This window comes from Streptomyces sp. NPDC086835, from assembly GCF_044745705.1.
Taxonomy (GTDB): Bacteria; Actinomycetota; Actinomycetes; order Streptomycetales; family Streptomycetaceae; genus Streptomyces.
Genome location: NZ_JBIVAU010000001.1, coordinates 224,561 through 241,285 on the forward strand (window position 1 = coordinate 224,561; position 16,725 = coordinate 241,285).

Genomic DNA, 16,725 nt, shown 5'->3' on the forward strand with positions numbered 1-16,725 from the left:
CCGCTTCCTCGCAGCACATCATTAATCGCTTCCGATGCCTCCCTTAAGCGCGCCCTAAGAACACCGACCGCCGCCACTGATCGGCCATTTGTCCGATTCGGGGTCGCTAGCGTGCAGCGCACCACCCCCCGACTTCGTACGCAGAGGCAGGCACCCGATGGGCAGCAGTACGCACCGGCGCAGGGCGAGCGTCAGGACCAAGGCGGTCGGCGCGGTCGTCGTGACCGCTGTGATCGGCGGCGCGGCGATCGTCCTCACCGGCACCGCCCAGGCGGCGGCGGTCGGCGCCGCCTACACCAGGACCAGTACCTGGGACGGCGGTTACACCGGCCAGTACGTCATCACCAACGAGACCGGCGAGGCCCGGACGGACTGGACCCTCGAGTTCGAGCTGCCCGCCGGGACGAGGATCAGCTCCCTGTGGAACGGCGAGCACACCGTGGACGGGCAGCAGGTCACGGTGAAGCCCGCGAGCTGGAACAAGAGCCTCGCGCCGGGTGCTTCGGTCACCGTCGGCTTCGTCACCTCCGCGAGCGGAAAGGCCGCCGACCCGACGGCCTGTCTCATCGACGAGATCAAGTGCTCGGTCGACGACGGGGCCACGCCGCAGCCGAGCGGCCGGCCCACGGAGCAGCCCACGCCCGCGCCGACCGCCACCCCGACCCAGAAGCCGACGCCCACCCCCACTGCCACGGCCACCCCGACGCCGACGCCCACGCCGACCGGGACCCCGAAGCCGGGCGGCGCAGCGCGCTACGCGCCGTACATCGACACCTCGTTGTACCCGGCCTACGACATGCTCGACACGGCGGCCAAGACCGGCGTCAAGGAGTTCAACCTCGCCTTCATCACCTCCGGCGGCAGCTGCGCCCCGCTGTGGGGCGGTGTCACCGACCTGGCGAACGACAAGGTCGCCGCCCAGATCGGCGACCTGCGGGCCAAGGGCGGCGACGTCCGGGTCTCCTTCGGCGGCGCGGCCGGCCACGAGCTGGCGCTGAACTGCTCCTCCGCCGACGACCTGGCGAAGGCCTACGGCAAGGTCATCGACACCTACAAGCTCACCAAGGTCGACTTCGACATCGAGGGGGCGGCGCTGCCCGACACCGCCGCCAACTCCCGGCGCTCGCAGGCCATCGCACAACTCCAGAAGTCGCACCCCGGCCTGAACGTCTCGTTCACCCTGCCCGTCATGCCGGAGGGCCTCACCCAGCCCGGGGTGGCCCTGGTCGCCGACGCCAAGAAGAACGGGGTGCGCGTCGACGCGGTCAACATCATGGCGATGGACTACGGCCCGGCGTACAGCGGCGACATGGGCGAGTACGCGATCCAGGCGGCCACCGCCACCCAGGCGCAGATCAAGGGCGTGCTCGGGCTCTCGGACGCGGCCGCGTGGCAGGCCGTCGCCGTCACTCCGATGATCGGCGTGAACGACGTGGTGACGGAGATCTTCAAGGTCGACGACGCCACGCAGCTGGTGAAGTTCGCCGAATCGAAGAACCTGGGCTGGCTGTCGATGTGGTCCTCCACCCGCGACAAGCAGTGCGCGGGCGGGGAGAAGCCGGCGGCGGACGCGACGTGCAGCTCGATCCTTCAGGAGCCGCTGGCGTTCACGAAGGCCTTCTCCGCGTACAAGTAGCCACCCCGTCCCCCCACGGCGACGCCCCGGGCCGGCCCCACCCGCCCGGGGCTCCGCCGCGCCTCCCGCCGCCGACGGGTTCGCCCTTCCCGACCGGGCTCGGCCCGGACCCGTACCGCGCTTCGCGCGGTGTTTCGGGGGCTCTGCCCCCGGACCCCCGCGCCTCGATCGCCGGCGGGGCTTGAGTTGCCTCCGCTCGGCGGGCTGGATGCCGCGCGGCGGCATTTCCAGCCCGTCCGGCGTTTGAGGACACCACCGAAGGCGGTACGGGGTCCAGGGCTCGCCCCGGTTCGGGAAGTGGGGGTCCCCACCCCGCGGCCGCCAGGCCGTAGGGGGAGGGGAACGGCCCCGCGCAGCGGCCCCGGCCCGCCCCGCGGCCAGCGCGCCATCAGCCCTTGACGGCGCCCTGCATGATGCCGCCCACGATCTGCTTGCCGAAGACGACGAACGCGATCAGCAACGGCAGCGTCCCCAGCAGCGCCCCCGCCATGATCACCGACTGGTCGGGGATGTAGCCCTGGCCGAGGCCCGCCAGGGCCACCTGCACCGTCGGGTTGCCGCTCTGCGTCAGCGCGAGGATCGGCCAGAAGAAGTCGTTCCACGCCATCACGAACGTCAGCATCCCGAGGACGGCCATCGCCGGCCGCGCCGCCGGGAAGACGATGTGCCACACCACACGGAGGCTGCTCGCGCCGTCGACCCTGGCGGCCTCGATCAGCTCGCCGGGCAGGGCCTCCATCAGGTACTGGCGCATGAAGAACACGCCGAAGGCGCTGACCAGCGTGGGCAGGATGACGGACTGGAGCTGGTCGGTCCAGGACAGTTCGGCGATCAGCATGTACAGCGGTACGACGCTGAGCTGCGGCGGCACCATCATCGTGCCGATGACGAGCAGCAGCAGCGCGTTCTTCATCCTGAACCGCAGCTTGGCGAAGGCGAATCCGGCGAACGTGGCGAAGACCACGGTGCCCGCCGCGACCGACCCGGCGACGATCGTCGTGTTGAGCAGGGCGGTGCCCATGTTCGCGTCGGTCCAGGCGATCTCCAGATTGCGGAAGAGTCTGCTGCCGAACCAGAACGGCGGGGGAGTCTGGGCGAGCCGGGTGTTGGTGCGGGAGGCGGCGACCGCCGTCCACACCAGTGGGAAGAGGGAGCCGGCGGTGAACACGATCAGCGCGGCGTAGGCGAACTTCCCGCCGTGCAGCTGCCGCCCCGCCCGCCCTTTGCGCCCTGTCATCGTCGTCTCCGCTCCGCTCTACGCGCTCTTGCTCAGGCGGCGCGCGACCAGCCAGTTCACCGCGCCGACGACGAGCAGGATCAGGAACATCGCCCAGGCGATCGCGGAGGCCCGGCCCAGGTGCAGGTTCACCCACCCCTGCTCGTACAGATAGAGACCGAGCGTCTGGAACTGGTGGTCCGCGCCGCCCGTCGCGCCCGCCCCGCCGCTGAACAGCAGGGGCTCGCCGAACAGCTGGGTCGCGCCGATCGTGGAGACCACGCAGGTGAACAGGATCGTGTGGCGCAGGGACGGCACCGTGACGTGGATGAACTGCTGCCACGGCGAGGCCCCGTCGAGCGCGGCCGACTCGTACAGGTCCTTCGGGACGGCCTGCATCGCGGCCAGGTAGATCAGCGCGTTGTAACCCGTCCAGCGCCAGATCACGATCGTCGAGACCGCCAGTTGCGAGGTCCACTGCCCGTTCTGCCAGTCGATGTCACCGATGCCGACCAGCCCGAGCGCCCAGTTGACCATCCCGTAGTCGCGGCCGAAGAGCAGCACGAAGACAAGCGTCGCGGCGGCGACGGACGTCGCGTACGGGGTGAGGGCGGCGACCCTGAAGAACATCGAGCCGCGAAGCCGGTAGTTGAGCAGATGCGCGATGCCGAGCGCCATGAGCAGCTGCGGCACGGTCGACATCAGTCCGATGGTGACGGTGTTCCTGAGCGCGTTCCAGAAGAACTCGTCCTCGAGGAGGCGCGAGAAGTTGCGCAGTCCGACCCATTCCATGTCGGTGGGCGCGGTGAGCTCCACCCGGTGCAGTGAGGCCCAGCCGGTGTAGAGCAGCGGGAAGAGGCCGAAGGCGAGGAAGAAGACGAAGAACGGTGCGACGAAGGCGTACGGGCTCCATCTGACGTCGCGCCGGTAGCGGCGCGAGCGCCTCGCACGCCGCCGCGCAGCGGCGGCGTCCGTGCCGTCGGGGGCCGTGCCGTCAACGATGGACCCCGGCTTCCCAGGGTGTTCGAAGTGCGCGGCCGGCCTGCCGTGTGCGGGTTCCGGCACGTTATTCGTCCAGAGCGTTGTCGATCGCCTTGACCGCCGCGTCCCAGCCCTCTTCCGGGCTGCGGCCCTTCTGGTCCACCTGGAGCATGCCGATGTCGGCCAGGTTCTGCGCGATGATCAGGTCCTTGGGCCCCACGATCTGCACCGGGACGTCCTGTGCCGCCTTGGAGAAGATCTTCCCGATGGGCGCGCCCCCGAAGTAGGGGTGCGCGGCGTCGGCGACGGCGGGCAGCGAGTAGGCGGCCTCGGCGCTGGGGAAGCTGCCGCGTTCGGTGAACAGCTTCGCCTGCTGCTCGGGAGCGGTCAGCCAGGCGGCGAGCTTCGCCGCCTCGGCGGTGTTGTCGCCCGTCCTCGGCACGACCAGGAACGAGCCGCCCCAGTTGCTCGGCCGTGGCGCGGCGGCGACGTCCCACTTGCCCTTGCCGGCGGCGCCCGCCTTGTCCTGGATGTGGCCGAGCATCCAGGCGGGGCAGGAGACCGTGGCGAAGGCGCCGTTGGACATGGCCTGGTCCCAGGACGGCGTGAACTGCTGGAGCCTCGCGGTCAGTTTCTCCGTGGCGAACTCGGCGGCGAGGTTCCAGGCCTGCTTCACGGCCGGGCTGGTCTTGTAGACGATCTCGCCGTTCACGTCGTAGAAGCGCTTCTCGTTGCTGCCGGTGACGGCTGCCATCACGCCCGAGGCGGAGTCGACGAACGACGTCCCCTCGGGCGCCCGGGCCTTGTACTTCCTGCCCGTCTTCAGGTACTTGTTCCAGTCCCCGGCCCACAGCCGGCCGACCTCCTCACGGTCGGTAGGCAGCCCGGCCTTCTCGAAGAGGTCCTTGCGGTAGCAGATGCCCTGGGGGCCGATGTCGGTGCCGAGCCCGACCGTCTTCCCGTCCTTGGTGGTGGCCTGCGCCCATTTCCAGTCGAGGAACGAATCCTTGCTGACGCCCTCGGTCCTGCCCAGGTCGACGAGCCGGTCCGCCTGGGTGGCGGTGACCTCAGCGATGTTGTTGACCTCGACGGCCTGGATGTCGGCGAGACCGCTGCCGGTGCTGAGGTGCGTGAGCAGTTGCGGGTAGTAGTTCTCGTTCCGCTGGATCGAGGTCTGCTTGATCCTGATGTCAGGGTGGAGCTTCATGTACTCCTCGTACAGCCCCGCCTCCTTGAGACCGAAGGCACCGAAGACGCCCACGGTGATGGTGGTCTTCCCTTTACCGCCACCGCCGTCGTAGGCGCTGTCGCCCGGCTCTTCGCTGTCCTTCGCGCAGCCTGCGAGGAGCCCGGCGCCCAGCGCGACGACGACCGCGAGGATTGCGGTCCTGCGCATGACGACCTCCTTCGGGGAGTGCCGCCACCCCCGGGTCCTGACGTGCCGCCCGCGGCCGTACTTGTGTGGGACCCGTACTTTTAGCACGCCGGCCGCGACCCTGGCACGGGCGGTGGCCTGCGGCTTTGCCGACTGGACGCCAGGAGAGGGCTGGGAGCGCTCCCATAGGTGATCGGCCGTGTTCGTCGTCCGATGGGGGAGGTCTCAAGGCGCCGCGGCACGTTATGTTCTCCGCCTGGGCAGCCTGGGGAGGCGGACACGATGTCTCGGACCATCCGTACGGGGAACGGGGGGCGGGCCACCGGTCTGCCCACCCTCGAGGAGGTCGCAGCGCGGGCGGGGGTCGGACGCGGGACGGTCTCCCGGGTGATCAACGGCTCGCCGCGCGTCAGTGAGGAGACCCGCGCGCTGGTCGAGGCGGCCGTCGCCGAACTGGGCTACGTCCCCAACCGGGCGGCCCGGGCGCTCGCGGGCAACCGTACGGACGCCATCGCGCTCGTCGTCCCGGAGCCGGAGGACCGTTTCTTCGCGGAGCCGTACTTCTCCGAGATGGTGCGCGGCGTCGGAGCCGCCCTCGCCGACACCGAGATGCAGCTGCTGCTGACGCTGGCGGGCAACGACCGCGAGCGCAAGACGCTCGCGCAGTACCTCGCCGCCCACCGGGTCGACGGCGTGCTGCTGGTCTCGATGCACGCGGGCGACCCGCTGCCGGACCTGCTGGAGCAGCTCTCCATCCCGGTGGTGATCAGCGGCCGCCGCGCGGCGGACGAGACGCTGGCGGCGGTCGACTCCGACAACTTCGAGGGCGCGCGGGCGGCCGTCGCCCACCTGACCGCCCGGGGGCGGCGCACCGTCGCGACGATCACCGGCCCCCTGGACGTGTACGGCGCCCAGCGCCGCCTGGACGGCTACCGCTCCGGTGTCGCCGGCGCGGGTCTGGACGCCGATCCCCGGCTGACGGCCGTGGCCGACTTCACCGAGCAGGGCGGCCGCCTCGCCATGCGCAAACTGCTCGAGGACCGCCCTGACCTCGACGCGGTCTTCGCCGCCTCCGACGTGATGGCTTCGGGCGCCCGGCACGTGCTGCGCGAGTCGGGCCGCCGCATCCCGGACGACGTGGCCCTCGTCGGCTTCGACGACTCGGCGGTGGCCCGGCACATGGACCCGGCGCTCACCAGCGTGCGCCAGCCGACGGAGGAGATGGGACGCACGATGGCCCGGGTCCTGCTCGAGGAGATCGCCGGCCCGTCACCGGAGCGGCCCCAGATCGTGCTGCCCACGGAACTGGTGGTGCGGGACTCGTCGTGACGGGCGGACCGGCCCCCTCGGGCCTGTCCTCTTCGGCCGACGACCTCCTCGGCCGGCGGCCGACGTCTCAGCCCCTCTCGCGGAGGTACGCCTCCAACTCGGCGGCCCCGGTCAGCATCGCGCGCCCGCGGGCGGCCAGCCGGCCGTGCCAGTCGCGCAGCGCGGCCTCCAGCGGCTCCAGCCCGCCGGCGGCCCGCACCTGGGCGATCAGCGGGGCGATCTGCTCCAGCAGGTAGCCGCCCCGCCTGAGTTGGTGGGCCAGCCGGGCGTCCCGCACGTCGGCCTCGTCGTAAACGCGGTAGCCGGTCAGCGGGTCGCGACGCGGGCGCACCAGCCCGGCGCGCTCCCATTTGCGCAGCGTCGCGGGCCGGATGCCGAGCTTCCCCGCCAGCGGCCCGATGAACGTGCCGCCGGTCCCGGAAGCCGCGGTCGGCCCTGACACCGCGGTCGAACCAGCACCAGGCCCGGGCACCCCACCGGTCCCGAACGCCGAGGCGGGTTCGGCTGCCGCACCGCGCCTGGGCCCCGCATCTCGTTCGGACGCCGTCGGCTCCAGGTCGCGGAGGGCGCTCTCCACTGCCTGGAGGGTCCGGCGGTCGTCGAGGAGCTGGGCGTGGCTCTCGTCGATGAGGCGGAACGCCTCCTCGGCCGCGCCTTCGTTCACCGCCCGCATGATCGCCGTCGCCTTCCGGTGGCCGTGGCCCGGCGCCAGGGCGAGGAACGCGCGCAGGGCCCCCGCGTGCAGCGACGTGTAGGTCCGGTAGCCGTGGGGTGTGCGCCCGGCGGCAGGGAGAATGCCGGCCTCCTCGTAGTTCCTGATCGCCTGCGTCGACAGACCGTGCACGCGCGCCAGGTCGACCGGCCTGAGCCGCTCACCGTTTTGAAGGTTTCTCCCCATCATCCTGCCGATTTCGCGGAAAAGTCTCAAACGAGGGTTCAACGATAGCGTTGAAGGCATGGCTACCGACATCCAGGACACCACCCATGCCGTCGAGGCCGCCGCCGTCATGAGGCTGCTCCCGGCCAAGCCCCGGCTGCTCGCCCTGGGCGAGCCCACCCACGGTGAGGACAATCTGCTCGACCTGCGCAACGAGCTCTTCCGGCAGTTCGTCGAGCAGGAGGGCTACCGGACGATCGTGATCGAGAGCGACTGCATGAGCGGCCTGGTCGTGGACGACTACGTCACCTCGGGCACCGGCACCCTCGACGAGGTCATGGAGCGCGGATTCAGCCACGACTGGGGCGCCTTTGCGGCCAACCGCGAGCTCGTGCGCTGGATGCGCGCCTACAACGTCCGCGTCGACAACGACGGCCGGCCCGCGTCCGAGCGGCTGCGCTTCGCCGGCTTCGACGGCCCGCTGGAGATCACCCACGCCGCGAGCCCCCGGCAGGCCCTCACCGCACTTCACGGCTGCCTCGCGGCCCAGGTGGACGCGGACCTGCTTCCCTGTACCGCGGAAACGCTCGATCGCCTGCTCGGCGCCGACGACCGGTGGACCGATCCCGCCGCGATGATGGACCCGTCCTCCTCCGTGGGGCGGTCGGCCGAGGCCGGGGAGCTGCGGCTGATCGCCGACGATCTGGTGGCGCTGCTCGACGCGCAGACGCCGCACCTGATCACGGCGACTTCGGGGGACGACCGGTACCGGGCACAGTTGCACGGACGCACCGCGGTCGGCCTGCTGCGCTACCACCACTGGATGGCCGACACCTCACCTGGCCGCATGACCCGGCTGGTCGGCGTGCGGGACCAGATGATGGCCGACAATTTGCTCGCCGTCGCCGCTCGGGGTCCGGCATTCGTCCATGCCCACAACTCCCATCTCCAGCGGGAGAAGAGCACGATGCGGATGGGCGGGACGCCGCTGGAGTGGTGGAGCGCCGGCGCGCTGGTGAGCGCCCGGCTCGGTGAGGCGTACGCCTTCGTGGCCACGGCCCTCGGCACGATCCGGCACCGGGGAGTCGACACCCCGCCGCCCGACACCGTCGAAGGACTCCTGTACGCGCTCCCGGAGGACCGCTGCGTCATCGAGGCCGCGCGGCTGGCCACCGCCCTTGCCGACACGCGGCCCGCGCCCCGCGTGTCCCCCTGGTTCGGCTACGCCCCGCTCGACCCGGCGCACCTGGCCGGCAGCGACGGCATCGTCTTCGTCAAGGACGTCCCGCAGAGCTAGTGCTTCCGGTGTTCCGTCGTCGGCCGCGCCCACCGGCGGGGCGCACCGGAGTGCAGGCGGGCGCCCCCGGTCAGCCGACGAGGGACTCGGGGCCGAAACGGCCCCAGGCCACGAAGACGGCCAGGGCGAGATGGACCAGGTCGGCCACCAGCAGCTTGGTCTCGTGACGCCGGAGGCGGGTGACCGCCGCACCCACCATGATCAGCGCCAGGCCGACGGCGGCGAGCGGGACCAGGACCGGCGCGATGTCGAGCACGGCGGGCAGGATCAGACCCACCGCGCCGAGGACCTCGAGGGCTCCGATCTCCGAGCCGGCGTCCGGCTTCCGCAACGACACCGAGCACCGGCTCCGAGCGGTCGCCGGTAAACCGGGTGCGCCGGCGGATCAGCTCCCGGCACACTGCCCGGATGAGCTCAGACGCCCTGAAGACAGCGCGGGAACGGGCCCTCCGGCATGTGGCGGAGCTCTCGTCCGGTCAGCCCCTGGACCCGGCACTGCGGGTGACTCTCAACTTCCACCCGGACCGTACGGTGCAGGGCAGGCCCATCCTGGAAGCGCTGTCGGAGTCCGGCGTCTACCTCTCGCAGTTCGTCACCGGGACGAGCAACGGGGGCCTGACCGCCTTTCCCGGCGGTGACCGGTGGCGGTGGGAGAGCCGGATCTTCGGTGGCGCGTACGACGAGGCGGCTGCCCGGGAGCGGCCCGTCTACGGGGCGCTGAACTTCCGCCGCAAGCCGGTCGGCGCGGCGCCGCGGTTCGGCTCCGCCCACTTCCGCCTTGCGGCGCACACACCGGCGCGGACCACGTTCTGCTACCCGGACAGTTTTCTCGAACCCTCGGACTTCGGGGTCGTGGACCGCATGGGGCTCATCGAGCTCGCCCTCGCCGACCGCCAGGACGCTCTGGACGACTACGTCGAGGCGCAGGTGCACGGGCCGGTCCGGCTGGACCGCGATGTGGAGGCGCTGGTCCTCGACCCCTGCTACCGGGGGACGGGCGTCGAGGAGGCCGCCCGGCGTCTGCCGTGCCCGGTGGAGTGGCATCCCGGCTTCCGTCTCACGGTCGGAGAACTTCGTCGGCATCCGGCCTACCGGGGCCAGGAGTACGTCGACCTGGGCGCACGGATCGCCGTGGGCGGCCGGCTCGATCCGCGCATCGTCGGAGACGCCGTACGCACCGGCCGTCATGACCCGCAGGCGGTCAAGAAGGTGTGGCACTGCCTCGCCCGCTTCGGGGCGCCCCCACAGGCTGCCGGTGAATCCGTGCCTTCGTCGCAGGGCGAGGAAGCCGTGCTCGACGGCCTGCGCTGAGCGGTTCGGCCCCGGGTACGACAAGGGCCCCGGTCCGAAGACCGGGGCCCTTGATCGATCAGGGTGAGTAACGGGACTCGAACCCGCGACATCCTGGACCACAACCAGGTGCTCTACCAGCTGAGCTATACCCACCACGACCGGTCTTTCTCCCGACCGGCCGAGAAAAAGTGTACAGGGTCCGAGCGGGTGCTCGCGCCAGGGTTTCGCGCCGGTGGGGGCGCCCGTCGTTCCGGTGGCGACCGCCCGTCGTTACTGCGCGGGCAGCACGTACTTGGCCGCGATGGTCTTCGCCGTCTCCGAGTCCGGGCCGGGCTGCGGGACGAAGACCGCCTCGCGGTAGTAGCGGAGCTCGGCGATGGACTCGCGGATGTCGGCCAGTGCCCGGTGGTTGCCGCTCTTCTCGGGGCTGTTGAAGTACGCCCGCGGGTACCAGCGGCGGGCCAGTTCCTTGATCGAGGAGACGTCGACGATCCGGTAGTGGAGAAAGGCCTCCAGCGTCGGCATGTCGCGCAGCAGGAAGCCGCGGTCGGTGCCGACCGAGTTGCCGCACAGCGGGGCCTTGCCGGGCTCCTTGACGTGCTCGCGGATGTAGGAGAGGACCTGCTCCTCCGCGTCCGCGAGGGTCTTTCCGTCCGCCAGGACGTCGAGGAGACCCGAGGCGGTGTGCATCCGGCGCACCACTTCCGGCATCGTCTCGAGCGCCGCGTCCGGCGGGCGGATCACGATGTCCACCCCTTCACCGAGTACGTTCAGTTCCGAGTCGGTGACCAGTGCGGCCACCTCGATGAGTGCGTCGTCCGTCAGCGAGAGCCCGGTCATCTCGCAGTCGATCCACACCATGCGATCGTTCATGCGCCCTACCTTACGGGGGCCGATGCGCTGCGTTACCGGCCTGGGGAAAGCTGGCTGCCCCGCGGGGGCCGCCGTCGGACCCGGTGCCCGGACGGCGTCCGGCCCGGTCGGGACGGCACCCTGTGGGGCACCGTCCCGACCGGGCCGGGGTCGCACTGTCCGCGGACGCCGCTCTACGGCACGCTCCGCTGGCCCGGCAGGCTCGGCCGGCCGTGACCCGCCGCATACGCCTCCGGAGCCGGTTTGCCCAGCTCGGCGCCGGCGGACGCCATGGCGGAGGGCCCGCCGGGTCCCGCCTGGGGGCGTCTGGCGCCCGGTCCCGCCTGGGCGGGGACGACGCTCTCCAGGATCGACGTCCGGTCAGGGTCGCTCTGCGGACGACGGGCCCGGTAGGCGGCCCGGTAGGCCGCCGGGGAGGACCCCAGCTGCCGCCGGAAGTGGCCGCGCAGCGCCACCGGGGACCGGAAGCCGCAGCGGCCGGCGACCTCGTCGACCGAGTAGTCGGAGGTCTCGAGCAGTCGCTGGGCCTGCAATACGCGCTGTGTGATCAGCCACTGGAGCGGGGCGGACCCCGTCAGCGAGCGGAACCGGCGGTCGAACGTGCGCCTGCTCATGTAGGCACGCGCGGCCAGCGTCTCCACGTCGAACTGCTCGTGGAGGTGCTCCAGCGCCCAGGACACGACCTCGGCCAGCGGGTCCGAGCCGATTTCCTCTGGTAAAGACCTGTCGAGATAGCGCTCCTGACCGCCGGTGCGGCGGGGTGGGACGACGAGCCTGCGGGCGAGCGCTCCGGCCGCCTCCGTGCCATGGTCGGTGCGCACTATGTGGAGGCAGAGGTCGATTCCGGCCGCCGTTCCCGCGGACGTGAGCACATCGCCGTCGTCGACGAACAGCTCACGCGGATCCACGTGCACGGACGGGTAGCGCTTCGCCAGGGTCGGCGCGTACATCCAGTGGGTGGTGGCGGGGCGCCCGTCGAGCAGGCCGGCCGCGGCCAGGACGAACGCCCCGGTGCACAGGCCGACGATGCGGGCGCCCTCCTCGTGTGCCCGGCGCAGCGCGTCGAGCGCCTCGGGCGGTGGCGGCGAGGTGATCGAGCGCCAGGCCGGCACCACGACGGTGCCCGCTCTGCTGATCGCCTCGAGGCCGTACGGCGTGGTCAGTTCCAGGCCGCCGGTGGTCCTCAGCGGTCCGTCCTCGCCACCGCACACGAGCAGGCGGTAGCGGGGTACTCCGGCGTCCTGACGGTCAATTCCGAACACCGAGAGCGGGATGGAACTTTCGAATATAGGGCCGCCGCTGAACAGCAGCACGGCGACGACTTCCCGGCGCCGGCGCCCGGACAGCTTCCGTGCCGTCTCCGGCGCGGCGGAGTCCTGACTCATGACGCTAAACCCCCCTCGAAGTACGCGTCTCCCCGTTCGTTTCGGGCCTTTCGCTCCTGCACGTTTCCCCTCGGTTCTGCACGAGTCCCCCGGCCTTCGATACTCATGATCGAATCTACTGCGTCCCGTGGCGCCGGCGTGACAAGTTCGGGATGCCCCGCTATGTCGACATGGCAACTTGGCGCGATGCATTCGATCACGAAGCGTTCCACTCGGGGGGCCCGCAGGGAAGTGCGCATCGCAGGCATGGCCCGTCCCCGTAGGGTGCCGGAGGGGCCTTCAGCCCTTTCTTCCCTGGTGACAAGGGGGTTGGCAGGCTGTTTCGGCAAGGATCGGCCTGCGTAGTGAAGTTGGCTGAAAACATACGGGTGCGGGCGTGTAAAACCGTCAGCCGCCCGGTGCGCCTCTCGACCCGTGCCGCGCGCCGCGCCGCGCCCCAGGGACGGTACCGGAGTGCCGGCCTCCGGCCGGCCGCGCGACCTCGGCGGCGCGACCACGTGCGGCCATCCGTTCCGAGTGGCGCAGCAGCACCCGGCACGCCGCCGTCACCGCCGCGAGCCCGAGCGCCGCGGCGGCCGCGCCGCCGACGGAGGTGCCGTAGGTGACGAGCACGACGGGGACGAGCAGGCAGCTGAACGCACCCCAGCGGACGACGTCGCCGGCGGGGCTCGCGGAGCTCGCCGGGGCGTTTGGCCGGGAGGGGGCGGGCGGGGTGCTGGGGACCGGTCCGGACACGGGGGCGGCGGGGCGGCGGCGGGACGGGGTGCCGGGGGAGCGGTGGGGGCCGGGCGGTCGTGCTGGCACAGAGGCTCCTGGGGGCGGCGGGGTGACCCACTGGCCAACGAGGACCGTGGTCGCCGGTCACCCGGTGGCGCGCAGACGGCTGTAGTGGCCAAGCGGCATTGCGATCCTGGGCGCGCTCGGGCATGCTCCCTGGAACGTCGCGCATGGGGGCAGCAGGCCCTGGGCAGGAGAGGAGTGTCGCCGTACCCTTGGGGTATGGGGCGGGGAAGATGATTCCCGGACACAGCTCCACCGCCCCTCCAGCCGACGCGCTTTCCTCAATCGATCACTCCGAAGAGGACCTCCCTCGCCGAGACACCGATGGCCGGTCACGAAATCCCCGAACCCGCGGACCGCAAGCAGGTAGCCGATCCTCTGTCGGACCTGCGGGCGGCTGAAGAAGCACGCCATTCATGCGATCCCGCCTTCCGGCACGGAGTCGTCGTCGGTTTCGACGGATCGACGTCCAGTGAGCGAGCGCTCGCCTACGCCATCGGCATGGCGAGGCGGACCGGGTCCGGTCTGATCATCGTCCATGTCGCCAACCGGCTGCCGACGACGGTCTGGGCCGGCTGCGAGCCGCCCGTCTTCGTCGATGTGCCCGATCACCGCACCGAGGTACTGGGCCTGGAGCTGGCCTGCGCGGACTACCTCGCCGAGGTCCCGTGGATCCTGGTCGAGCGCGGCGGCGACATCTGTCACGAGCTGGAAGAGGTCGGCCGCGAGTATTCGGCGGACGCGATCGTGGTCGGCTCCACGCACGGCATCGTCGGCCGGCTCTTCGGATCGGTCGCGGGGCGGCTCGCGAAGCGCGCGCAGCGCCCGGTCGTCGTGATTCCCTGAACCGGACGTCCGGAGCCGGGCCCGATCCGGATCTCCTCGACCGGGTCTGCTGAACGTCTCCCCGGATCACCGGCCCCACGGCCCGATTTCCCTGTCGTCCCGGTGGTCCGTTTCTTCCTCCCTCGTCACCGCCTGTCGGGTGAAGCTCCGTCAACTCCCTGACGTGCCAGGCATGTACGGAAATCTACCCATGCGTAACAGGTGGATTGTGCGCTTGTGAAGGGTAGATATCCGGTCGCTGGGATTGCAGCACATGGCGCAGCACAACTGCACAGGACAGGAAGGGAGCCCGCCGTGGACAACGGAGTCTCTGCGGGAACTGGTTCTACTTCGACTCTCGGCAACCTCGCCCTCGGGCTGACGCTGCTGGCCTTCGGTGTAGGCAACACCGGAGTGATCGACAACGTCTCCGCCGCCGATGCCGCCGCGCTCGCGACGTGGGTCGGCGGAGTGGCGCTCTTCGTCGTCGGCCTGCTCGAGTTCCGCGCGGGCAACGGTGGTTCGGGAACCGCCTTCGCCGGTCTCGGTGCCTTCTGGTTCACCTGGGGGACCGCCGTGGGAGGCGAGACGTCGGCCGAGGCGGCGGGCCTGTTCATGCTGCTGTGGGCGCTGCTCGCCCTGACGCTGACCGCCGCCGCCTCCGGCAGCGGTGTGCTCGGCCAAGGGGTGTACGGGCTGCTGACCCTCGCGCTGCTGCTGGGTGGCATAGCCGCCTTCGCGGGCAACGAGGGCCTGGCCAAGGCCGGCGGCTGGGTCGGCGCGGTCGCGGGCCTGGTGGCCTGGTACGGCGCGACGGCCGCGCTCGCCAAGTGGCCGACGTTCACGGGGCGCGCTGCCGGCCGGCGGGTGACGGCCACCGGCTGAGGCCCACGGGCCTCACGGCAGCTCCACGGGCGGCGCTCCGGGTCGCGCCCGCCCGATGAAAAGGGAACGCCCCCTGTGTGCACGGTGGCACACACAGGGGGCGTTCCTCATGAAGCGGTCCCGCGGTCGTCGCCTACTCGACGGTGACGGACTTGGCGAGGTTACGCGGCTTGTCGATGTCCCGGCCCAGGGCCAGCGCCGTGTGGTAGGCGAGGAGCTGGAGCGGGATGCCCATCAGGATCGGGTCCAGCTCGTCCTCGTTCTTCGGCACCACGATGGTGTGGTCGGCCTTCTCCTGCTCGCGGTGGGCGACGGCGAGGATGCGGCCGCTGCGCGCCTTGATCTCCTCGAGCGCGGCCCGGTTCTTCTCCAGCAGCTCGTCGTCCGGCACGATCGCCACGGTGGGCAGCGCGGGCTCGATGAGCGCGAGGGGGCCGTGCTTGAGCTCGGAGGCCGGGTAGGCCTCGGCGTGGATGTAGGAGATCTCCTTGAGCTTCAGGGAGGCCTCGAGCGCCACCGGGTAGCCGCGCACCCGGCCGATGAACATCATCGACTTGGCGTCCGCGTACTGCTCGGCCAGCTTCTTGATCTCGTCCTCGGACTCGAGGATCTCGCTGATCTGTGCGGGAAGCTTGCGCAGGCCCTCGATGATCCGCTTGCCCTCGGCGACGGACAGGTCGCGGATGCGGCCCAGGTGCAGGGCGAGCAGGGCGAAGGCGACGACCGTGTTGGTGAAGCACTTCGTGGAGACGACGCACACCTCGGGGCCGGCGTGGACGTACGTGCCGCCGTCGGCCTCACGGGCGATGGCGGAGCCGACGACGTTGACCACGCCGAGGACGCGGGCGCCCTTGCGCTTGAGCTCCTGGACGGCCGCGAGGACGTCGTAGGTCTCGCCGGACTGGGAGACCGCGATGTACAGGGTGTCGGGGTCCACGACCGGGTTGCGGTAGCGGAATTCGGAGGCCGGCTCGGCGTCGGCGGGGATACGGGCGAGGGACTCGATGAGTCCGGCGCCGATCAGGCCCGCGTGGTAGGAGGTGCCGCAGCCGAGGATCTTCACGCGGCGGATGCCGCGCGCCTCACGGGCGTCCAGGTTCAGGCCGCCCAGGTGCACGGTGTTGAACCGGTCGTCGATCCGGCCGCGCAGGACACGGTCGACCGCGTCGGGCTGCTCGGAGATCTCCTTGTGCATGTACGTGTCGTGGCCGCCCATGTCGTAGGAGGCGGCCTCCCACTCGACGGTCTCCGGGGTGGCGGTGGTGGACGCGCCCGTGGTCGTGTAGGTGCGGAAGTCGTCGGCCTTCAGGGTGGCCATCTCGCCGTCGTCGAGGGTGACGATCTGGCGGGTGTGGGCGACCAGGGCGGCGACGTCGGAGGCGACGAACATCTCCTTCTCGCCGATGCCGAGGACGACGGGGGAGCCGTTGCGGGCCACCACGATGCGGTCGGCGAAGTCGGCGTGCATCACGGCGATGCCGTAGGTGCCCTCGATCACCTTGAGGGCCTCGCGGACCTTCTCCTCCAGGGTGGTGGCCTGGGAGCGGGCGATCAGGTGGGTGATGACCTCGGTGTCGGTCTCGGAGGCGAAGACGACTCCGTCCGCCTCCAGCTTGACCCGCAGCTCGGCGGCGTTGTCCACGATGCCGTTGTGGACGACGGCGACGTTGTTCTCCGGGTCCAGGTGCGGGTGGGAGTTGATGTCGCTGGGGGCGCCGTGGGTGGCCCAGCGGGTGTGGGCGATGCCGGTGGTGCCGGCGAAGCGCTTGGGGACGCGGGCCTCGAGGTCACGCACCCGGCCCTTGGCCTTGACCATCTTCAGCCCGGGGGACTTGGGGCTGCTGATGACCACGCCCGCGGAGTCGTAGCCGCGGTACTCCAGCCGCTGCAGACCTTCCAGCAGCAGCGGAGCAACGTCACGCTTGCCGATGTATCCGACAATTCCACACATAAAGTTTCTGCCCCTCCATAGA

14 protein-coding genes, 1 tRNA gene and 1 pseudogene are annotated in these 16,725 nt (G+C 71.0%); 6 read left to right on the forward strand and 10 right to left on the reverse strand.

The features are described from left to right. Positions 1-157 precede the first annotated feature (157 nt). Positions 158-1,636: a cellulose binding domain-containing protein gene (locus tag ACIPJI_RS01015; RefSeq protein WP_402243768.1), complete on the forward strand. Its 1,479-nt coding sequence runs from the start codon at positions 158-160 to the stop codon at positions 1,634-1,636. Positions 1,637-2,024: 388 nt separating this feature from the next. Here the strand turns inward: ACIPJI_RS01015 and ACIPJI_RS01020 are convergent, their stop codons facing one another. The 3 genes from ACIPJI_RS01020 to ACIPJI_RS01030 all read right to left on the reverse strand — a co-directional run bounded on the left by ACIPJI_RS01020 (position 2,025) and on the right by ACIPJI_RS01030 (position 5,229). Beyond that, positions 2,025-2,873, reverse strand: coding sequence for a carbohydrate ABC transporter permease (locus ACIPJI_RS01020; RefSeq protein WP_307706563.1), 849 nt, complete (start codon positions 2,871-2,873; stop codon positions 2,025-2,027). Between the two features lie 18 nt (positions 2,874-2,891). Continuing rightward, complete coding sequence (locus tag ACIPJI_RS01025) at positions 2,892-3,854, reverse strand: sugar ABC transporter permease (RefSeq protein WP_356623121.1); 963 nt, start codon at positions 3,852-3,854, stop codon at positions 2,892-2,894. Between the two features lie 64 nt (positions 3,855-3,918). Then, complete coding sequence (locus ACIPJI_RS01030) at positions 3,919-5,229, reverse strand: extracellular solute-binding protein (protein ID WP_402243769.1); 1,311 nt, start codon at positions 5,227-5,229, stop codon at positions 3,919-3,921. A 261-nt stretch (positions 5,230-5,490) separates the two neighbouring features. On the opposite strand from ACIPJI_RS01030, the gene ACIPJI_RS01035 reads away from it, so the two are divergent. After that, positions 5,491-6,537: a LacI family DNA-binding transcriptional regulator gene (locus ACIPJI_RS01035; RefSeq protein WP_307706561.1), complete on the forward strand. Its 1,047-nt coding sequence runs from the start codon at positions 5,491-5,493 to the stop codon at positions 6,535-6,537. Between the two features lie 67 nt (positions 6,538-6,604). On the opposite strand, the gene ACIPJI_RS01040 is transcribed toward ACIPJI_RS01035, so the two are convergent. Beyond that, positions 6,605-7,435: a TioE family transcriptional regulator gene (locus tag ACIPJI_RS01040; RefSeq protein ID WP_402244705.1), complete on the reverse strand. Its 831-nt coding sequence runs from the start codon at positions 7,433-7,435 to the stop codon at positions 6,605-6,607. A gap of 58 nt (positions 7,436-7,493) precedes the next feature. On the opposite strand from ACIPJI_RS01040, the gene ACIPJI_RS01045 reads away from it, so the two are divergent. Further along, a complete protein-coding gene (locus ACIPJI_RS01045; protein WP_356623074.1) occupies positions 7,494-8,711 on the forward strand; it encodes an erythromycin esterase family protein in 1,218 nt (405 codons plus the stop codon). 70 nt (positions 8,712-8,781) lie between these two features. Here the strand turns inward: ACIPJI_RS01045 and ACIPJI_RS01050 are convergent. Then, positions 8,782-9,015, reverse strand: a pseudogene (locus ACIPJI_RS01050) (DoxX family protein); the annotation flags it as partial. 104 nt (positions 9,016-9,119) lie between these two features. On the opposite strand from ACIPJI_RS01050, the gene ACIPJI_RS01055 reads away from it, so the two are divergent. Further along, positions 9,120-10,022 carry a DUF3626 domain-containing protein gene (locus ACIPJI_RS01055; protein ID WP_356623071.1) on the forward strand — a complete coding sequence of 301 codons (903 nt, stop codon included), beginning with the start codon at positions 9,120-9,122 and terminating at the stop codon, positions 10,020-10,022. A 62-nt stretch (positions 10,023-10,084) separates the two neighbouring features. Here ACIPJI_RS01055 and ACIPJI_RS01060 read toward each other — a convergent pair. The 4 genes from ACIPJI_RS01060 to ACIPJI_RS01075 form a co-directional block, all read right to left on the reverse strand. Next, positions 10,085-10,157 (reverse strand) — tRNA-His (locus ACIPJI_RS01060). Between the two features lie 117 nt (positions 10,158-10,274). Beyond that, entirely contained in the window at positions 10,275-10,877 is a 603-nt protein-coding gene (gene orn / locus ACIPJI_RS01065; protein ID WP_402243770.1) for an oligoribonuclease, read from the reverse strand. A 173-nt stretch (positions 10,878-11,050) separates the two neighbouring features. Beyond that, entirely contained in the window at positions 11,051-12,262 is a 1,212-nt protein-coding gene (locus tag ACIPJI_RS01070) for a helix-turn-helix domain-containing protein (protein ID WP_307706556.1), read from the reverse strand. Between the two features lie 387 nt (positions 12,263-12,649). After that, positions 12,650-13,066 carry a hypothetical protein gene (locus ACIPJI_RS01075; protein WP_402243771.1) on the reverse strand — a complete coding sequence of 139 codons (417 nt, stop codon included), beginning with the start codon at positions 13,064-13,066 and terminating at the stop codon, positions 12,650-12,652. Positions 13,067-13,366: 300 nt separating this feature from the next. On the opposite strand from ACIPJI_RS01075, the gene ACIPJI_RS01080 reads away from it, so the two are divergent. Continuing rightward, entirely contained in the window at positions 13,367-13,888 is a 522-nt protein-coding gene (locus tag ACIPJI_RS01080) for a universal stress protein (RefSeq protein ID WP_005317245.1), read from the forward strand. A gap of 294 nt (positions 13,889-14,182) precedes the next feature. Then, entirely contained in the window at positions 14,183-14,752 is a 570-nt protein-coding gene (locus tag ACIPJI_RS01085; RefSeq protein WP_037774602.1) for an acetate uptake transporter, read from the forward strand. A gap of 133 nt (positions 14,753-14,885) precedes the next feature. Here ACIPJI_RS01085 and glmS read toward each other — a convergent pair whose 3' ends face one another. Further along, positions 14,886-16,703, reverse strand: coding sequence for a glutamine--fructose-6-phosphate transaminase (isomerizing) (gene glmS / locus ACIPJI_RS01090; RefSeq protein WP_307706553.1), 1,818 nt, complete (start codon positions 16,701-16,703; stop codon positions 14,886-14,888). Positions 16,704-16,725 lie beyond the last annotated feature (22 nt).

Excerpts from the sequence above, each read along its gene's own strand:
- ACIPJI_RS01080 (WP_005317245.1), top strand. The coding sequence starts at position 13,367 with ATGGCCGGTCACGAAATCCCCGAACCCGCGGACCGCAAGCAGGTAGCC.
- ACIPJI_RS01030 (WP_402243769.1), bottom strand. The coding sequence starts at position 5,229 with ATGCGCAGGACCGCAATCCTCGCGGTCGTCGTCGCGCTGGGCGCCGGG.
- glmS (WP_307706553.1), bottom strand. The coding sequence starts at position 16,703 with ATGTGTGGAATTGTCGGATACATCGGCAAGCGTGACGTTGCTCCGCTG.
- orn (WP_402243770.1), bottom strand. The coding sequence starts at position 10,877 with ATGAACGATCGCATGGTGTGGATCGACTGCGAGATGACCGGGCTCTCG.
- ACIPJI_RS01040 (WP_402244705.1), bottom strand. The coding sequence starts at position 7,435 with ATGGGGAGAAACCTTCAAAACGGTGAGCGGCTCAGGCCGGTCGACCTG.
- ACIPJI_RS01035 (WP_307706561.1), top strand. The coding sequence starts at position 5,491 with ATGTCTCGGACCATCCGTACGGGGAACGGGGGGCGGGCCACCGGTCTG.
- ACIPJI_RS01020 (WP_307706563.1), bottom strand. The coding sequence starts at position 2,873 with ATGACAGGGCGCAAAGGGCGGGCGGGGCGGCAGCTGCACGGCGGGAAG.
- ACIPJI_RS01015 (WP_402243768.1), top strand. The coding sequence starts at position 158 with ATGGGCAGCAGTACGCACCGGCGCAGGGCGAGCGTCAGGACCAAGGCG.
- ACIPJI_RS01045 (WP_356623074.1), top strand. The coding sequence starts at position 7,494 with ATGGCTACCGACATCCAGGACACCACCCATGCCGTCGAGGCCGCCGCC.
- ACIPJI_RS01070 (WP_307706556.1), bottom strand. The coding sequence starts at position 12,262 with ATGAGTCAGGACTCCGCCGCGCCGGAGACGGCACGGAAGCTGTCCGGG.
- ACIPJI_RS01055 (WP_356623071.1), top strand. The coding sequence starts at position 9,120 with ATGAGCTCAGACGCCCTGAAGACAGCGCGGGAACGGGCCCTCCGGCAT.